Below are 15,329 nucleotides of genomic sequence, written 5' to 3'. Positions count from 1 at the left end.
GTATTTTATTCCGTTCTGATAGACTTTACCGGGTTCATTAACGCGGCCCGCACCGACTGGATACTGACCGTGATAACGGCTACCAGCAGCGCAATGGCGCCGGCCAGGAGAAACACGCCTATATTCACCGGGATACGGTAGGCGTAATGCTGCAGCCATTGCTCCATAATATACCAGGCTACCGGGCTGGCGATCATTACCGACAGCAGTACCAGCTTCACAAAATCTTTTGACAGCAGGGTAACGATGCCTGCTACACTGGCGCCCAGGACCTTGCGCACCCCCACTTCCCGGGTACGCCGGGTCATGATCAGCACCGAGATGGCAAACAACCCCATACAAGAAATAATAATGGCCAGTACGGCGGCGCTGATGAATATACCGGAAAAACGCTGCTCCCTGCGGTACTGGCGGTCTGTATTCTCATCCAGGAAAGAAGGATCAGTGCTGCTGCCGGGGTACAGGGCCTGCCACTGCTGCTTTACCAGGTTCATATAGCCGGGCAGGTTGCCGGCAGCTACTTTTACAAATATGTATTGCAGGGGCCATTCCTTATTTATATTCAAGGTAAGCGGGCCTATTTCCTCTTTCAGGGATTTAAAGTTAAAATCTTTTACGATACCGATCACCTGCTGGGGATGTGCGCTGTCCTCTACCGGCAACAGTGCGCCCAGCGCAGCCTCCATGCCGCCCAGTTGCGCCGCCATTTTCTCATTGATCAGCAGCGCGCTGGAGTCCGTGCCGTAGGCCCGGGAAAAATCCCGGCCGGCCACCAGTTGCAGCCCCATTGCGCCTACATAATCATAGTCCACCCGCAGCCAGTGGGACCGCACTTCCCGGCCCTTGTAATCAAATGATACGATCGAGGTAGCGGAAGAGCCATCCCGGCCGCGGCCCATATTAATATCCGTGCCGGTAACCGCCAGGATGCCGGCATGGCCGGAGAGCTGGTTCCGCATGCGTGTCAGGGCCAGCTCCGCATCTACATTGTAAGGCACCGGAATGCTGATCACCTGCTCTTTACTGTAGCCCAACGGTTTTTTACGGAGATAGTTCAATTGCTGCCAGGCAATGAGCGTGCAGCATATCAGCAGGGAGGAGATCACAAACTGGGTAACGATCAGTACATTGCGCACGCGGTTGGACCTGCCCGTAAGCAGGCTCCCTTTCAGTACCTTGATAGTATTGAGGCGGGCGATCATGAGCGCGGGGTAGCCGCCGGCCACCAGCGTCACCAGCACAAAGACCAGGAACAATCCCGGTAGCAGCCATGGCTGCCTCAGCAGGTTCAGGCTGAGCCGGTTGCTGAACAGCGCATTGTACCCGGGCAGCAGGAAATAAGCCATCGCCATACCTGCCAGCAGGGCCAGCCCGCATACCAGTACGGCCTCGCCCCACAGTTGCATGATCACCTGCCCTCTGAAAGCACCCAGTATTTTGCGCATACCTATTTCCCGGGAGCGGCTGAAGGCCCCGGCAATGGTCAGGTTCATAAAATTGACGCAGGCGATGAACAATATAAAAATACCGATCAGCAGCAGCATGTAAGGATAGAACCTGCTGATAGCGCCGCCGGAAGAACTGATGCTGTTGAAATGTATATCGGTCAGCGGCATCAGGTGCAGGCCGATGAGCGCTCCATCCTTCCCGGGAACGGCGCCGTCCCGCTGCAGGTTACGGATACCTTCCGCGAAATATTTATTGACGAATGTTTTGGCGCGCCGTTCAAACGCCGCTGCAGTAGCCTGGTCGGACAACTGTACAAACACCTCATGAGTGCTGCTGTTCCAGGCATCTTTCTGGTCGGCGTAAGCCGGCACGTGCTCAAAACGGCACAGCATGTCAAACTCCAGGCTGGAATTGTCCGGCACATCTTCCGCCACTGCGCTCACTATAAAGGTCTTCCACCTGCCTTCCAGGTACATTTCCAGGGACTGCCCTACCGGCTCTGCCGACCCGAATATTTTCCGGGCCATCCTTTCCGTGATCACCACATTACTCAAGCTGCGCAAGGGCTGCTGCTTTTCCCCGCTTAGCAGCGGAAAGGAAAACATGCGCAGGAAATCCGGGTCTACTCCCATTACATCCGATCCGTACATTTTATCGCGATAGCGCACCATACCGCTGGCATCCATAAAGCGGCTGGCCGCCTTTACTTCCGGGAACTCCTGCTTGAGGGCGGGCGTAAGCGGCATCGGCAGGTTGGAGCGTTCTTCCGTTCCCTGCACATGATGCACGGATATATATAGCTGCTGCAACTGTTGCTTATGATCATGAAACTGATCAAAAGAAAACTCGCGTGCTGCCGTTAATACCAGCAGTATGCTGGCGGTAAAGGCCACTGCCAGGCCCAGGATGTTCACAGCAGTGAGCAGCCTCGACTTCCACAGGTTACGCCAGGCTATTTTCAGGTAGTTGCGGAACATAGCGCTTATTTTAGTTATTCAGTTCTCAATGCTTTTATGGGATTGGATAATGCCGCCCGCAACACCTGCGGCACAATCGCCACGAGCGCTACCGCCCACAGCAACAATGTACACAGCAAAGCGTTCCCGATCCCGAAAGGGGCCCGGTAGGCAAAATTCTGCAGGAACAATGCGCCCAGCAGGTATCCTGCCGGAACTGCGATAGCCGCTGCTATCATCAGCAGTTTCAGAAATCCCCGGGTCAGCAGCAGGGCCAGCAGACCGACGCCTGCTCCCATTACTTTGCGGATACCCAGTTCCTTACGCCGGGTTTCCACGGAATAGGTAACCAGCGCCAGTAGTCCCAGCGCGGCGATAAAAACGGATATAAAGGACAGGTATCCCATAGCGGTGATGGCCGAGCGCTGCGCGTACCTGCTGTGCATCTCTTCATCCAGCCAGTAAGCGGTAAATGGCTGGGAGGGCTGCACCTTTTTCCAGATGTCCTGCACCTGCTGCAGGCACTGTGCCTTATTTCCGCGTATGCTGACGTCCAGGTAACTGTAGTACGCTTTACCGGTGCGCAGCACCAGCGGCCTCACGGGAACGGCCATACTTTCGTAATGAAAATCCTTTACTACGCCGCTTACCTGCAGCCGGCTGCTATCGTTTATCCATATACTTTCCCCGATGGCGGCCTCGTTGCTTTTGAAGTTTAATGCTTTAACGGCCGTTTCATTCAGCAGCACGGACGATGCCTGCTCTCTTTCTTCCGCCAGCGGCCGGCCGGCCAGCAAGGTCAGTTGCATGGTGAACAGGATGTCCGGCCCGGTATAGTAATAGTTGAAGTGGACCGGCTGGTCGCCCTTGTGCTGTACAACAGCGGCGCTGCCGGTAGCCCGGTGGCCAAAACTGCCGGATACGGGGGCTATGCTTTCCACACCGCTCAAACGGGATATTTCACCAGCCAGCAGCTCCGGATCGGCGCCCTGCAGGGAAACCGCCAGCACCTGCTCTTTCCTGAAACCGGGATCTGCCGCGGACATATGGGAGAATTGCCGGTAAAAGGCCCACAGGAAAATGATGATGATCAGTGATGTAGCGAACTGGAATACGATCAGTGATTTCCGAAGGTGCACGCCGCCCCACAACTTTGCCTGCACCATCCCCCTCAGTATGCCGGCCGGCCTGAAGGAAGCCATTACCCATGCGGGCAGCCCTCCTGCCAACACGCCCGTGAACAGGCCGAAAAACAACAGCGCCAGTAGCAAAGGCATATCCACCGACAGCCGCGGCACAAATTCCCAGTCTGCATTAAAAGCCGCGGAATCCCGCATCCATAGCAGGATCAATACGGACAGCACCAGGGACAACAGGGATACGATGACCGCCTCTGTAACATACTGCATAAATATCTGGTAGCGCATGGCGCCGGCCGTTCTCCGGATACCTACCTCCTTTGCCCTGGAAAGCGAACGTGCAATGGAAAGGTTGGTATAGTTAAAACAGGCGGAGAGTAAAATGATAAATGCAATGCCCGGCACCGCCAATGCCTTGCCCCAGGTGGTAGCGCCGTGCATTTCATTGGCCACATCGCCAAAGGAAGGCGTAATACGGCTTACCGGCTGTGCGCTGAATGTAAGGCTGCCCTGCTTCGAGTAGCTGTTCAGCGCGGCCTGCCGGGCCAGCAAGTTTTCCAATGCAGCCTTCGTGGCATTAGATTGCAGTAGTACGTAGGTATAGGCATCATTGAAGCTGTTCCAGTTACTCAACCGCGCCGGCAACTGATGCTGTTTTTCAAGCTGCGGCACCGTGGCAGAGGAGGCCAGCGCATCATATGCAATGAGGGTCTTCCCGGGACTGTCCTGCAAAATGCCGGTTACCTGGTAAATGCCCAGGCCCGCCACGGTAACCATTTTTCCCAGGGGAGGCGCATTGCCGAAAAGCCGGGCGGCAGTGGCTTTACTCAATACAATGCTATTCGGCAACGCCAGTGAACTGTGCGCATTGCCAACCGCCAATGTGAAACCAAACAAACGAAAAAAGGAAGGTTCCGTAAATGCGCCGTTCAGGCTCACCGTATTTCTCCCGTAACTGATCTTGCCCTGCAATGCCGGGTACAGCCGTACTGTCCCTGCTACCAGGCTGCTATCCGCCGCCAGGGATTCTTTCAGCGGCAGGGGGGTACTGGCCAGGTTCCACTGCTTGCCGTCTCCGTTGGTCGCCAGGCTATTTACCCGGTAGAGGCGGTCCGGATGGGGGTGAAAACGATCATAACTTAGTTGCTCTCTTAAACCGACAATCGCCATCAACCCTACAGACATACTCAGCGCCAATCCAAAAATGTTGATCAGCGAAAACAGCTTGTGCCGGTATAGATTGCGTACGGCTATTTTAAGATAGCTTTTGATCATCAGGTTCAGGATTATATGGATTTACTCAGTTCTCAATGCTTTTACGGGATTCATCAGGGCCGCCTTTACGGACTGCAGCCCCATCGTAAGCAGGGCGATGAGCACTACGATCCCTCCCGCGCCTGCCAGCAGCCACCAGGATATGGTGATGCGGTAGGCAAAGTCCTGCAGCCAGCGGTGCATGATCCACCAGGCAAGCGGAGCCGCCAGCAGGATGGCAACGCCTACCAGCTTCATAAAATCTTTGGACAGCAAGGTAACGATGCCGGCTATACTGGCGCCCAGCACCTTGCGGATACCGATCTCCCGGGTGCGCTGCTGCGCCGCCAGCGCCACCAGGGCAAATATGCCGGCGCAGGCAATCAGCACGCTGATAGTGGTAAAGATGTTTACCAGGGTAATGATGCCCTCTATGCGCTTGTACTGCTCGTTAAATACTGCGTCTGCAAAGGCGTAGGAAAATAGCCGGTGAGCAGGTATCCCGCCGAACGTTTTGCGCAACATGGCCACTACAGCGGCTGCACGCTTAGGCTGTATGCTGATGTTCAGGTAATGGAACCCATCCTTCAGGGAGGAGGTACCGCCATAAAAATGGATCAGCGGCTCCACGGCGCCCGCCAGGGAACGGTAATGATAATCATCCGTCACGCCTACAACCGGGAAGGCTTCGCTCCCGCCCTTGCTGTGCAATGTTTTGTTTTCTATACTACTCCAGCCGAGTGCCTTCATTGCTGCCTGGTTGATCAGCACGGCATTGCTGTCTGTAGCCAGGTCCGGGGAGAAATTCCTTCCCTCCAGCAGGCGGATACCAAAAGTGGGCACAAACCCATTGTCGATATAGGTTTGCCGCATCCACACCTCCTTGTTTATATCATTGCCGGGAATATACGTGTTATAGTTCTCCCAGAATTCTCCGGGAACGGATTGGGAAGTAGATACTCCTTGCACGGCCGTGTGCTGCTGCAGTTGCGCAATCAGGTGATTGATGCCGCTGCGGGCCAATGCAGTGTCTTTAAACCCCAGGTCCAGGCTCACCGTCAGCACCTGTGCTTTATTGAACCTTAGATCCCCTTCCTTCATGTACTGCACCTGCCGGCGCATCACCAGGCTGCCGGCAATGAACACCACTGCTATAACAAACTGCACTACAATCAGCGCATGACGGCTGAACATGCCGCGGGGAGCGCACTGTAGTTTTCCCTTTACCGCATTGGCCAGCTTAAGCGCACTGATGTAGGCAGCGGGATAGCCGCCTGCTATAAGCGTCAGCAATGCGCCTGTAAGCAACCACATTCCCAGGAACGGAAGGGAATACAACATGGGAAGTGTCAACTCCAGGCCGCTCACCTGGTCATTCAGTACCGGCAGCAACATAAAGGCTGCCCCCCATGCCAGCAGCAGCGAAATGCTTACCGTTAGCCCCACTTCTGTAAAGAACTGCGCCAGTATCCCCCTGCGGCCGGAACCGAGCACCTTACGGATACCCACTTCCTGCACTCTTGTGAAAGATACCGCCATATTCAGGTTGACCAGGTTAATGACTACCAGCAACAAAATGAAGACCGCAATACAACTCAGCCCATACACGTAAAAATCAAAATTCAACTGGCCGTGCTTTTCCGCGTAGGCCTTATACGGCAACAGGTTCAGCACCCGGTCTTTTGCACCTTCCGCAAAGCGGGCTGCCACTACTTTTTGCAATTGTTGCTCCACTGCCGCTATACTGGCGCCGGGGCGCAACAACACATAGGTGCCCGTAAAATTATTGTACCAGTTCGCCACCGGTGCAAAGTCAGGATTGTCCGTAAGATGCTTGTTCCAGAGCAGTATAGCCGGCTTCAGGGAAGCATTGGGCGGTACCGGCTGCATCACCCCGGTTACGGTAAAACGGCGCTTGTCGGAAAAGGAAACTACTTTGCCCAGGGGGGGGGCACGGCCGAATAGTTTTGCCGCTACCTCGGAAGAGAGCACAATAGAGGACTTATCTTTTAATGCGGTGGCTGCATGACCATATTTCAGCGGGAAGGTAAAGGTGTTAAAAAAGCCGGTGTCCACGTAAGTGACCGCCTCGCTTAACTCCTTATTTTTGTAAGCTATCCAGGGCGCGTCCCAGCTATTGACCCGGGTACCGTTCTCCACTTGCGGAAAGTCTCTCAGCATTACATCCAGCAAAGGAAATACATTCTGCCCTGCATCTGCTGTCTGCACCAGGTATAAGCGTTCCAGGTGCTGATGATGCCGGTCTTTGCTCAGCATTTGCTGCACACATAAAAAAAGAAAGGCCACACAGGTGAGCCCCGTAGTAAGCCCCAATATATTCACGGCTGTAAACAGCTTACGCTTCCACAAATTACGCCAGGCTATTTTTATGTAGTTCCGAAACATAGCAGCACCACTTTTAGCTTAATAAAAAAAAGGTGGGGTATGTAAAAACATCCCCCTTCATTTGACTTGTTATTCTACTCGTAAACATGTACGTTTCGATAAGGCTGAGTATCTTTTATTCTGTTCTTAATGATTTTACGGGATTCACCAGCGCCGCTTTCACAGACTGCAGGCCTACCGTGACCATCGCCACCACTACCGCACCCAATCCCGCAAGCAGGAACATCCACCATTCAATATGAATACGGTAAGCAAAATCCTGCAGCCAGCGGTGCATCACATACCAGGCCACAGGAGTAGCGATGAGCATGGCGATCATGACCAGTTTCAGGAAATCCCTGGAGAGCAGGAGCAGCAGGTTTATAACGGATGCGCCCAATACCTTGCGTATCCCTATTTCTTTGGTACGTTGGGTAACGATATAGGAGATCAGCCCCAGTAAACCCAGGGAAGCAATTATAATAGCCAGTATGGCGGCAAGCAGTATCAGCCGCCCGAAACGGTAGTCGGTGCGGTATTGCCGGTCAAATGCTTCGTCCAGGAAGTAATAGCTGAACCGCCTTTCCGGCGCCAGTTGGGTAAACGCCTGCTCCAGCGCGGACAAAGTAGCGGGAATACCGGCGGTGGATACATTCAGCGACAGGACATCAAAATCACGCGGCTCCAGCCTGAGCGTAAGCGGCTCTACCTCCGCCCTTAAGGAGCGGTAATTGAAGTTCCTGACCACGCCAACGATGCGGCCCTCTCTTCCCCACTGCGAATAGCGCTTGCCAATGATATCCTGCGGCTGGGCGTAGCCCAGGCTGGATACCACCGCTTCATTCACCAGCAGGGCAGCGGTAGAGTCCGAAGCAAAGGCCGGTGAAAAAGCCCTCCCCGCTATCACCTTTACCTGGTATTGTTGTATAAAATCGTAATCCACACTGTACAGGTTAATATTGCTGGGTTGCATATCGCCGGCCTTATTCTCGATCAGGGTATAGGCGCTGGACTGGCCCTCGCCCGGTACGCTGGAAGAAAAGCTGGCGCGTTCCACACCCGGCAGGCGGGCGATCCGTTGCTTCATATCCGGCCAGGAGGTTTGCAGGTTACGCACGCCGGTAAAGTCCATCACCAGCATCTGCTCCTTTTTGAACCCCAAAGGTTGCTGGTGCATGTAGGCCAATTGCCGGTATACGATCGTTACGCCGGCAATCAATATAATAGCGGTTACAAACTGGATGGCCACCAGGCACTTGCGCAGGGACAGCCCTTTATCACTGCGGCCAAAAGCGCCCTTCAGCACCAATGCCGGCTTGTAGGCCGCCAGTATCAGGGCGGGATAAGCGCCTGCCAGCAGGCCCACCGCTACAGCCGTGCCAAAGAAATAATACAGGTCGCCGGCGCGGTCAAAAACATAGGTCCTTATCTCTTTTCCTACCAGCGCATTGAATGCGGGCAGCAGCAACTGGCAGCACACCAGCGACAGCACAAAGGCCAGCAGGCTTAATAAGATCGTTTCGCACAGAAATTGCAGGGTTAGCTGGGAAGTAAAAGCGCCGATGGATTTCCGTACCCCCACTTCCTTAGCCCGCTCCGTAGCTTTGGCGGTAGCGAGGTTTACAAAATTGAAAATGGCGATGAACAGGATAAACGCAGCTACTACCGCAAAAATATAAATGTTGGACAGGTTGCCCTTTACCGGTGCTTCCCTTGTAGAATGAAGGTACACGTCCGTCAGCTTCTCCAGGCGCAGCGTATAGTACATGCTGCCCCGCTTCATCATATCGCCTATATGGCTTTCCATAAAGGCAGGCAGCTTTCTTTCCAGTTGCATGGGATCGGCGCCCGGCGGCAGTACAACGTAAGTGCCCATACCGAAATTGCCCCATTGCTCATCAATACCCGGCTGTAATGCCTTTGTTAGCGTGGACATCGACGCCAGCATGTCAAAATCCAATTGAGAGTTGGCTGGTACATCCTTCATGATGCCGGTAACGGTAGCGCTGTATTCACCTTCTATCAATAAAGACTTGCCCATAGGGTCTGCATCCCCAAAATACTTGTGCGCTGCCCGCTCCGTCAGTACAATGCTGAAAGGCGCCCGCAATGCGCTGGCGGCGTTCCCCTTCAGCAGGCGGAAGCTGAATACATCAAAAAAGGAGGAATCCGCCAACAGTACCTTATCCTCCTGGTATTTGTTATCGCCCTGCTGTATCAGCCAGGAAGCGGCATTGACCCGGACCATGTTCAACACCTCGGGGAAGTCCGCTTTCATTGCAGGCCCCATAGGGGCGGAGGTAATAGCAGCCCGTATCAGCTCCGTAGGCGTTTTTACATCTGTAGATACCCGGTAGATCTGGTCCGCCTTCCGGTGAAAGGTGTCATAGCTCAGCTCAAACCTGACGAACATGAATATCAGGAAACAGCAGGTCATCCCTACGGTGAGGCCGAATATATTGATAGCGGAGTAGAACCTGTGCTTTACAATGTTCCGCCACGCTATTTTCAGGTAATTCCTAAACATGGAACTGTTCTTTGATATTTTCTGTCACCACTTTGCCGTCAAACAGGTTGATGATGCGGTGGGCAAAGCCGGCGTCGTAAGGGCTGTGGGTCACCATTACCAGGGTGGTGCCGGCATTGTTCAGCTCCTGCAGCAGCTTCATTACTTCCTCGCCGTTGGTGCTGTCCAGGTTACCGGTGGGCTCATCCGCCAGGATCATTTTAGGCTTTGCCACCACGGCGCGGGCAATGGCCACCCTTTGCTGCTGGCCGCCGGACAGTTGCTGGGGAAAGTGGTTGCGGCGGTGCATGATGTTCATGCGCTCCAGCACTTCTTCCACTTTTTGTTTTCTTTCGTGAGAGGGCACTTTCAGGTATAAGAGGGGCAATTCTACATTCTCGAACACGGTCAGCTCATCGATCAGGTTAAAGCTCTGGAACACGAAGCCGATGGAGCCCTTGCGCAACTGCGCCCGCTGGCGCTCGCTCATGCGGGCCACCTCTTTGTCCCAGAAATAATACTCGCCTCCGCTGGGGTTATCCAGCAGGCCCAGTATATTCAGCAGGGTGGACTTACCACAGCCGGAAGGCCCCATGATAGCTACAAATTCTCCATCCTGTATCTCGATATTAATACCGTTCAATGCGGTAGTTTCCACTTCTTCGGTTGTAAATAGTTTTTGAAGATTAACGGTTTTTATCATGTTGTCTGGTTTTTAAATTTTAAAGGGAAAAGGAAGAAAGGAAAAGGAAGAAGGGAATCGCTGCAAGTCCTTTCTCCCTTTTCCTTTTTCCCCTTTTCCCAACTTTTATATTTAACTTCCATCTTTTCATCCGGATTTGTTATGTCTAAAATTGAAAGGTTCGAAGATTTAGTTGTATGGAAAGAGAGCTTTGAGCTTGCCGTCAGTATATACCAATCCTTAGCCAACTGTAAGGATTTTGGTTTGAAAGACCAATTGTGTCGTTCTGCAGTTTCCGTTCCTTCGAACATTGCAGAAGGATTTGAACGCAACTCTAACAAGGAGTTTATCCGTTTCCTTAAAATATCAAAAGGTTCCGCCGGTGAATTACGAACACAACTGTACATTGCTATAAAAGTTGGTGCTATTGATCTATCCAAAGGACAAATGTTTATTAAAAAAAGTATCTCTATTTCCTCTATGCTACAAAAACTTATTACAACGCGCATGACCAAATTCGTATAACCTTTCTACCTTCTCCCTTTCTCCTTTCTCCCTTTCTAAAATACCAACACTTCCTTATCCCCGAAGTTCTCATAAGATGAAGTGATCACGCGGTCGCCGGGCTCCAGCCCTTCCAGCACTTCAAAGAATTGCGGGTTTTTCTGCCCCAGGGAAATGTTGCGTTTTATGGCGCGCTTTCCGCTGTTGTCCAGCACATACACCCAGTTGCCGCCCGTGTCGGAGAAGAAACCGCCTACCGGCAGCAGGATGGCTTCCGACGGCTTACCCAGTTCCAGGCGTATGGGGGACGACTGCCCGCGGCGGATGCCTTCGGGGGTTTCCTTTACAAAGTTCAGGTCCACGTTAAAGCGGCCATTGGTTACTTCGGGAAAGGCTTTGGTCACCACCATCTCATAGGACTTGCCGGCAAATTCAAAGGTGGCTTTCAGCCCGGCAAATACCCGGGAAATATAGTGCTCATCCACTTCCGCGCGCATCTTAAACCCGCTCAGGTCATCGATCTGGCCGATGTTCTGGCCCGTGGTGATGCTGGAGCCTACTTCCACATCCACGGAAGAGAGCTGCCCGGAAATAGGCGCCCGAACGACCAGGTTGTTCAGGTTCGCCTTCATCATCTCCAGGTTGCGCTGGGTGCGGGCAATCGTGCCTTCCAGTTGCTGTATCTGTATCCTGGCATTCTCCTCCTGGTATTGCTGGCTTTCAATTTCAATTTCGCGCTGCCGTACCAGCCCCTCGTATTCCATTTTGTTCTTGTTAAACTCCTGCCGGGCCACTATTTTTTCATCCACCAGCAGCTTGTTGCGGTCATACAAGTCCTTTGCCTGGGCTATCTTGTAGTTCAGCTCCGCCAATGTTCTTTCCATGGTAAAGCGGTTCTGCTTCAGGTTCAGCCGGGTGTTCTGCAGTTCATTGATCAGCCGGTACATTTCTGTTTCGTGGTTCATAAATTCCATCTGCATACGCTGGTTTTCCAGTCTCAGGATGGAATCGCCCTCTTTCACCTTGCTGCCGCCTTCCAGGTACTTGCGGCTCACGTACCCGCCTTCAATAGCATCCAGGCGGATGGTCTTTAAGGGTTGCACAACAGCGGTTACGGCGATATATTGATCGAAGGTTCCTTTGGTAACGGTGCTGATGGTGATCTTATCCTTCTCCACGTTCAGCTTGGAACGGTGATCGGCGAATATCAGGTTGTATAACAGCAGCAATGCCACCAGGGTGCCGCCGCTGATCATTAAAATACGTTTTCCCGACCAGAATTTCTTTTCTATTTTTCTATCCATAAAATGATATTCCAACATTTGGCTGCCTGGAAAGTCCAACCAATATGCCAAAGCCGTAAAACCTTTACCAGTAAGGGGTTCCGAAAAACAACCGTTTAAAATATGTCCCGTACCGGACAGCCCCTGTCCGTTTCCGGACACTTTTAAACGGCCCGTATAAAGCCGCCCGAAAAACGAAATCTTTGTTTAATATTGCCGGTAGCGGCCGCAGACCGCCTGATGCCCGCGCGGCCCGTATCAGGAATACTGTTTGCAGAACCAGATTATTATGACAACAACGCTTCCCGGAAAAATTCTGATCGTAGATGATGATATGGACGTGCTGCGCGCAGCCCGGCTATTGCTGAAACGCCATTTTGAACAGGTGGATTTTGAGCGCAACCCCCAGAAGATACCCTACATGGTCACCAATTTTGATTACGATGTGATCCTGCTGGATATGAACTTTACCCGCGACCTGAGCAGCGGCAAGGAGGGGTTTGAGTGGCTGGACCGCATCCTGGACATCAAGCCCCAGTCCACCGTAGTACTGTTTACCGCCTACGGGGATGTGGAGATGGCCGTGCGGGCCATTAAGGCGGGCGCCACGGATTTTGTGCTGAAGCCCTGGGAAAACGACAAACTGCTGGCCACCATGCAGGCGGCTTTTAACAAGCACCGGGCCGCCACGCAAAAGGAAAAGCCGGCGCCTGCGGACGGGCAGCTCATTACCGGCAACAGCAGCGCCATGCAGCAGGTGATGGACACGGCCCAGCGGGTGGCCGGCACCGACGCCAACATCCTGATACTGGGCGAGAACGGCACCGGCAAGGATATGCTGGCCCGCCACATTCACCAGTTATCCCTGCGCAGCAAAGCGCCTTTTGTAAGCGTAGACCTGGGGGCCATCAGCGAAACCCTGTTCGAGAGCGAGCTGTTTGGCCACGTAAAAGGCGCTTTTACCGATGCCCGGGAAGACCGTACCGGCCGGTTTGAGGAGGCGGCCGGCGGCACCATTTTCCTGGACGAGATCGGCAATATCTCCCTTCCCTTCCAGGCCAAGCTGCTCACCGTGCTGCAAAACCGCTCCGTGACACGGGTGGGCTCCAACAAGGCCGTGCCCGTGGATGTAAGGCTGATATGCGCCACCAACCGCAATATCCAGCAAATGGCGGCCCAGCACCTGTTCCGCCAGGACCTGCTGTACCGCATCAATACCATCGAGATATTCCTGCCGCCCCTGCGGGAGCGCACGGAAGACATCCTGCCGCTGGCGGAGCACTTCCTGCAGGTGTACCGCGATAAATACCGGCGGCCGGTAAGCAGCCTGCATGAATCCCTGGTACAGGAGCTGCAGCAGTACGACTGGCCGGGCAATATACGGGAGCTGCAACATGCTATTGAAAGGGCCGTTATACTATCACAGGGCAAATCCCTGATGCCGAAGGACGTATTTGTAAAAAGCCCTGCTCGCGAACAGGAGATGGACACAGGTTATAACCTGGAGGAAATGGAGCGCAACATCATTACCCAGGCCATGAAGAAATGTAACGGCAACATCACGGAGGCCGCCCGGGAGCTGGGCCTGAGCAGGGCCGCCCTGTACCGGAGACTGGAGAAGTATAATTTATAAAATTCCAAATTCCAAAACCCAAATTCCAAACGGAACAGGATATGCTTCAATAAGAAAGCGGCCTGCTTTTAATTTTGACATACTTTTCCGGTTTGGAATTTGAATTTCCCCATTGGGATTTGGAATTTGGATTTTGGAATTTTCAATCATGAATCGTTTCAGCCTAAATATATTCCTGCGCATCCTGCTGCTGACAGTTACCATAGCAGCCGGCGTATGGCTGTGGCATATAGCAGGCGTGGTACCGGGCATCATCATCGCCATCCTCGCCACTATACAGATCTACAGCCTGTACTATTACCTGAACCGGGTGAACCGCAAGCTGAGCCTCTTCCTGGAATCCATCCGCTACGAGGATTTTTCCATCCGCTTCAGTGCGGACAACAAAATGGGCAAAAGCTTCAAAGCGCTGAACCAGCAGTTCAACGCCGTACTGGAAGCCTTCCGCCAAACCCGGGCAGAGAAAGAGGCCAACCTGAAATATATTGACACCATCGTACAGCACATCAGCATCGGCATGCTGTCCTTTGATGCAGAGGGACAAATAGAGCTGATCAATCCCTCCGCTTTCCGCCTGCTGAACATTTACCGGTTGCGCAACATCTCGGAGCTGAAAAGCACGCATCCCGGCCTCCCGGAGCTGTTGCTGCAATTACGCTCCGGGCATAAGATACTGTACCGCACCCTGCAGGAGCACCAACTGTCCATACATGCCGCCACCATCCGCCTGCAGGGCCGGCTGGTAAAGCTGATCAGCATACAGAACATTCACACGGAGCTGCAGGAAAAAGAGCTGGAAGCCTGGCAGAACCTGACCAAAATATTGCGGCACGAGATCATGAACTCCGTAACGCCCATCGTATCCCTCATCAGCACCATGCAGGAAATAGTGGAGCAGGATATAGCACCCTACACACAGCAGCCGGAAGCCATTGCCGACCTGCAGGAGGCGCTGCAAACCGTGGAAAGCCGCAGCAAGGGCATTATGAACTTTGTGAACGCCTACCGCGATTATACCACCCTGCCCAAGCCCCAGTTTACCCGGGTAAACCTGCGGGCCCTCATTACCTCCGTGAGCAACCTGCTGCTGCCGGAACTGCGGCAGGCGGGCATCCACTACCAGTACCACCTGGACACGGAAAATGTAGACATCCGTGCAGACACGGCCCAACTGCAGATGGTGCTGATCAATCTTATCAAGAATGCAATGGATGCGCTGGAGCACACCACGGCGCCGCACATTCACGTGAAAGCCTATATGAGCGAGCCGCAGCAGGTATGCATCGCCATTACGGACAACGGGCCGGGTATTGACGCTGATGCCGTGAACAAGATCTTCATCCCCTTTTACACCACCAAGAAAAAAGGCAGCGGCATCGGCCTGAGCCTCTCCCAGCAGATCATACAATCGCACGGGGGGCAGTTGAGAGTGAGCAGCAGCAATGGCGAGGGCACCACTTTCCTCGTAACGCTGGCCAAGCGCTGACCGGCCGCTCATGTGCCAGCTTTTCTTATATTTATACCCGCACCAACCCTGT

The 15,329-nt window shown here is 53.4% G+C and carries 9 protein-coding genes; 3 read left to right on the top strand and 6 right to left on the bottom strand.

The window, feature by feature from the left end:
- Positions 1–5: 5 nt before the first annotated feature.
- From LX66_RS06540 to LX66_RS06520, 5 genes are all read right to left on the bottom strand, one after another.
- Positions 6–2,426: an ABC transporter permease gene (locus tag LX66_RS06540; RefSeq protein ID WP_145711092.1), complete on the bottom strand. Its 2,421-nt coding sequence runs from the start codon at positions 2,424–2,426 to the stop codon at positions 6–8.
- A gap of 14 nt (positions 2,427–2,440) precedes the next feature.
- A complete protein-coding gene (locus LX66_RS06535) occupies positions 2,441–4,819 on the bottom strand; it encodes an ABC transporter permease (RefSeq protein ID WP_145711091.1) in 2,379 nt (792 codons plus the stop codon).
- A 21-nt stretch (positions 4,820–4,840) separates the two neighbouring features.
- Complete coding sequence (locus LX66_RS06530; protein ID WP_145711089.1) at positions 4,841–7,204, bottom strand: ABC transporter permease; 2,364 nt, start codon at positions 7,202–7,204, stop codon at positions 4,841–4,843.
- 115 nt (positions 7,205–7,319) lie between these two features.
- Positions 7,320–9,710 carry an ABC transporter permease gene (locus LX66_RS06525; RefSeq protein ID WP_145711087.1) on the bottom strand — a complete coding sequence of 797 codons (2,391 nt, stop codon included), beginning with the start codon at positions 9,708–9,710 and terminating at the stop codon, positions 7,320–7,322.
- Positions 9,703–10,392 (bottom strand): ABC transporter ATP-binding protein, encoded by a 690-nt coding sequence (locus tag LX66_RS06520; RefSeq protein ID WP_145711085.1) that lies wholly within the window; start codon positions 10,390–10,392, stop codon positions 9,703–9,705. The genes LX66_RS06525 and LX66_RS06520 overlap by 8 nt, the downstream gene beginning before the upstream one ends.
- A gap of 141 nt (positions 10,393–10,533) precedes the next feature.
- Between LX66_RS06520 and LX66_RS06515 the strand changes: the two genes are divergently transcribed.
- Positions 10,534–10,896, top strand: coding sequence for a four helix bundle protein (locus LX66_RS06515; protein WP_145711083.1), 363 nt, complete (start codon positions 10,534–10,536; stop codon positions 10,894–10,896).
- 35 nt (positions 10,897–10,931) lie between these two features.
- On the opposite strand, the gene LX66_RS06510 is transcribed toward LX66_RS06515, so the two are convergent.
- Entirely contained in the window at positions 10,932–12,179 is a 1,248-nt protein-coding gene (locus tag LX66_RS06510; RefSeq protein ID WP_145711081.1) for an efflux RND transporter periplasmic adaptor subunit, read from the bottom strand.
- A 268-nt stretch (positions 12,180–12,447) separates the two neighbouring features.
- On the opposite strand from LX66_RS06510, the gene LX66_RS06505 reads away from it, so the two are divergent.
- Both LX66_RS06505 and LX66_RS06500 read left to right on the top strand, forming a co-directional pair.
- Positions 12,448–13,791 (top strand): sigma-54-dependent transcriptional regulator, encoded by a 1,344-nt coding sequence (locus LX66_RS06505; protein WP_145711079.1) that lies wholly within the window; start codon positions 12,448–12,450, stop codon positions 13,789–13,791.
- Between the two features lie 148 nt (positions 13,792–13,939).
- On the top strand, positions 13,940–15,277 hold the full coding sequence (locus LX66_RS06500) for a sensor histidine kinase (protein ID WP_145711077.1): 1,338 nt from the start codon (positions 13,940–13,942) through the stop codon (positions 15,275–15,277).
- Positions 15,278–15,329: the final 52 nt, after the last annotated feature.

The organism is Chitinophaga japonensis, from assembly GCF_007830125.1.
In the GTDB taxonomy this organism is placed as follows: Bacteria; Bacteroidota; Bacteroidia; order Chitinophagales; family Chitinophagaceae; genus Chitinophaga; species Chitinophaga japonensis.
Note: the sequence above shows the minus strand (reverse complement) of the source record. Positions and strands in the feature narration are given on the sequence as shown.

Coding starts and splice junctions, on each gene's coding strand:
- LX66_RS06540 (WP_145711092.1), bottom strand. CDS start 2,426: ATGTTCCGCAACTACCTGAAAATAGCCTGGCGTAACCTGTGGAAGTCG.
- LX66_RS06535 (WP_145711091.1), bottom strand. CDS start 4,819: ATGATCAAAAGCTATCTTAAAATAGCCGTACGCAATCTATACCGGCAC.
- LX66_RS06530 (WP_145711089.1), bottom strand. CDS start 7,204: ATGTTTCGGAACTACATAAAAATAGCCTGGCGTAATTTGTGGAAGCGT.
- LX66_RS06525 (WP_145711087.1), bottom strand. CDS start 9,710: ATGTTTAGGAATTACCTGAAAATAGCGTGGCGGAACATTGTAAAGCAC.
- LX66_RS06520 (WP_145711085.1), bottom strand. CDS start 10,392: ATGATAAAAACCGTTAATCTTCAAAAACTATTTACAACCGAAGAAGTG.
- LX66_RS06515 (WP_145711083.1), top strand. CDS start 10,534: ATGTCTAAAATTGAAAGGTTCGAAGATTTAGTTGTATGGAAAGAGAGC.
- LX66_RS06510 (WP_145711081.1), bottom strand. CDS start 12,179: ATGGATAGAAAAATAGAAAAGAAATTCTGGTCGGGAAAACGTATTTTA.
- LX66_RS06505 (WP_145711079.1), top strand. CDS start 12,448: ATGACAACAACGCTTCCCGGAAAAATTCTGATCGTAGATGATGATATG.
- LX66_RS06500 (WP_145711077.1), top strand. CDS start 13,940: ATGAATCGTTTCAGCCTAAATATATTCCTGCGCATCCTGCTGCTGACA.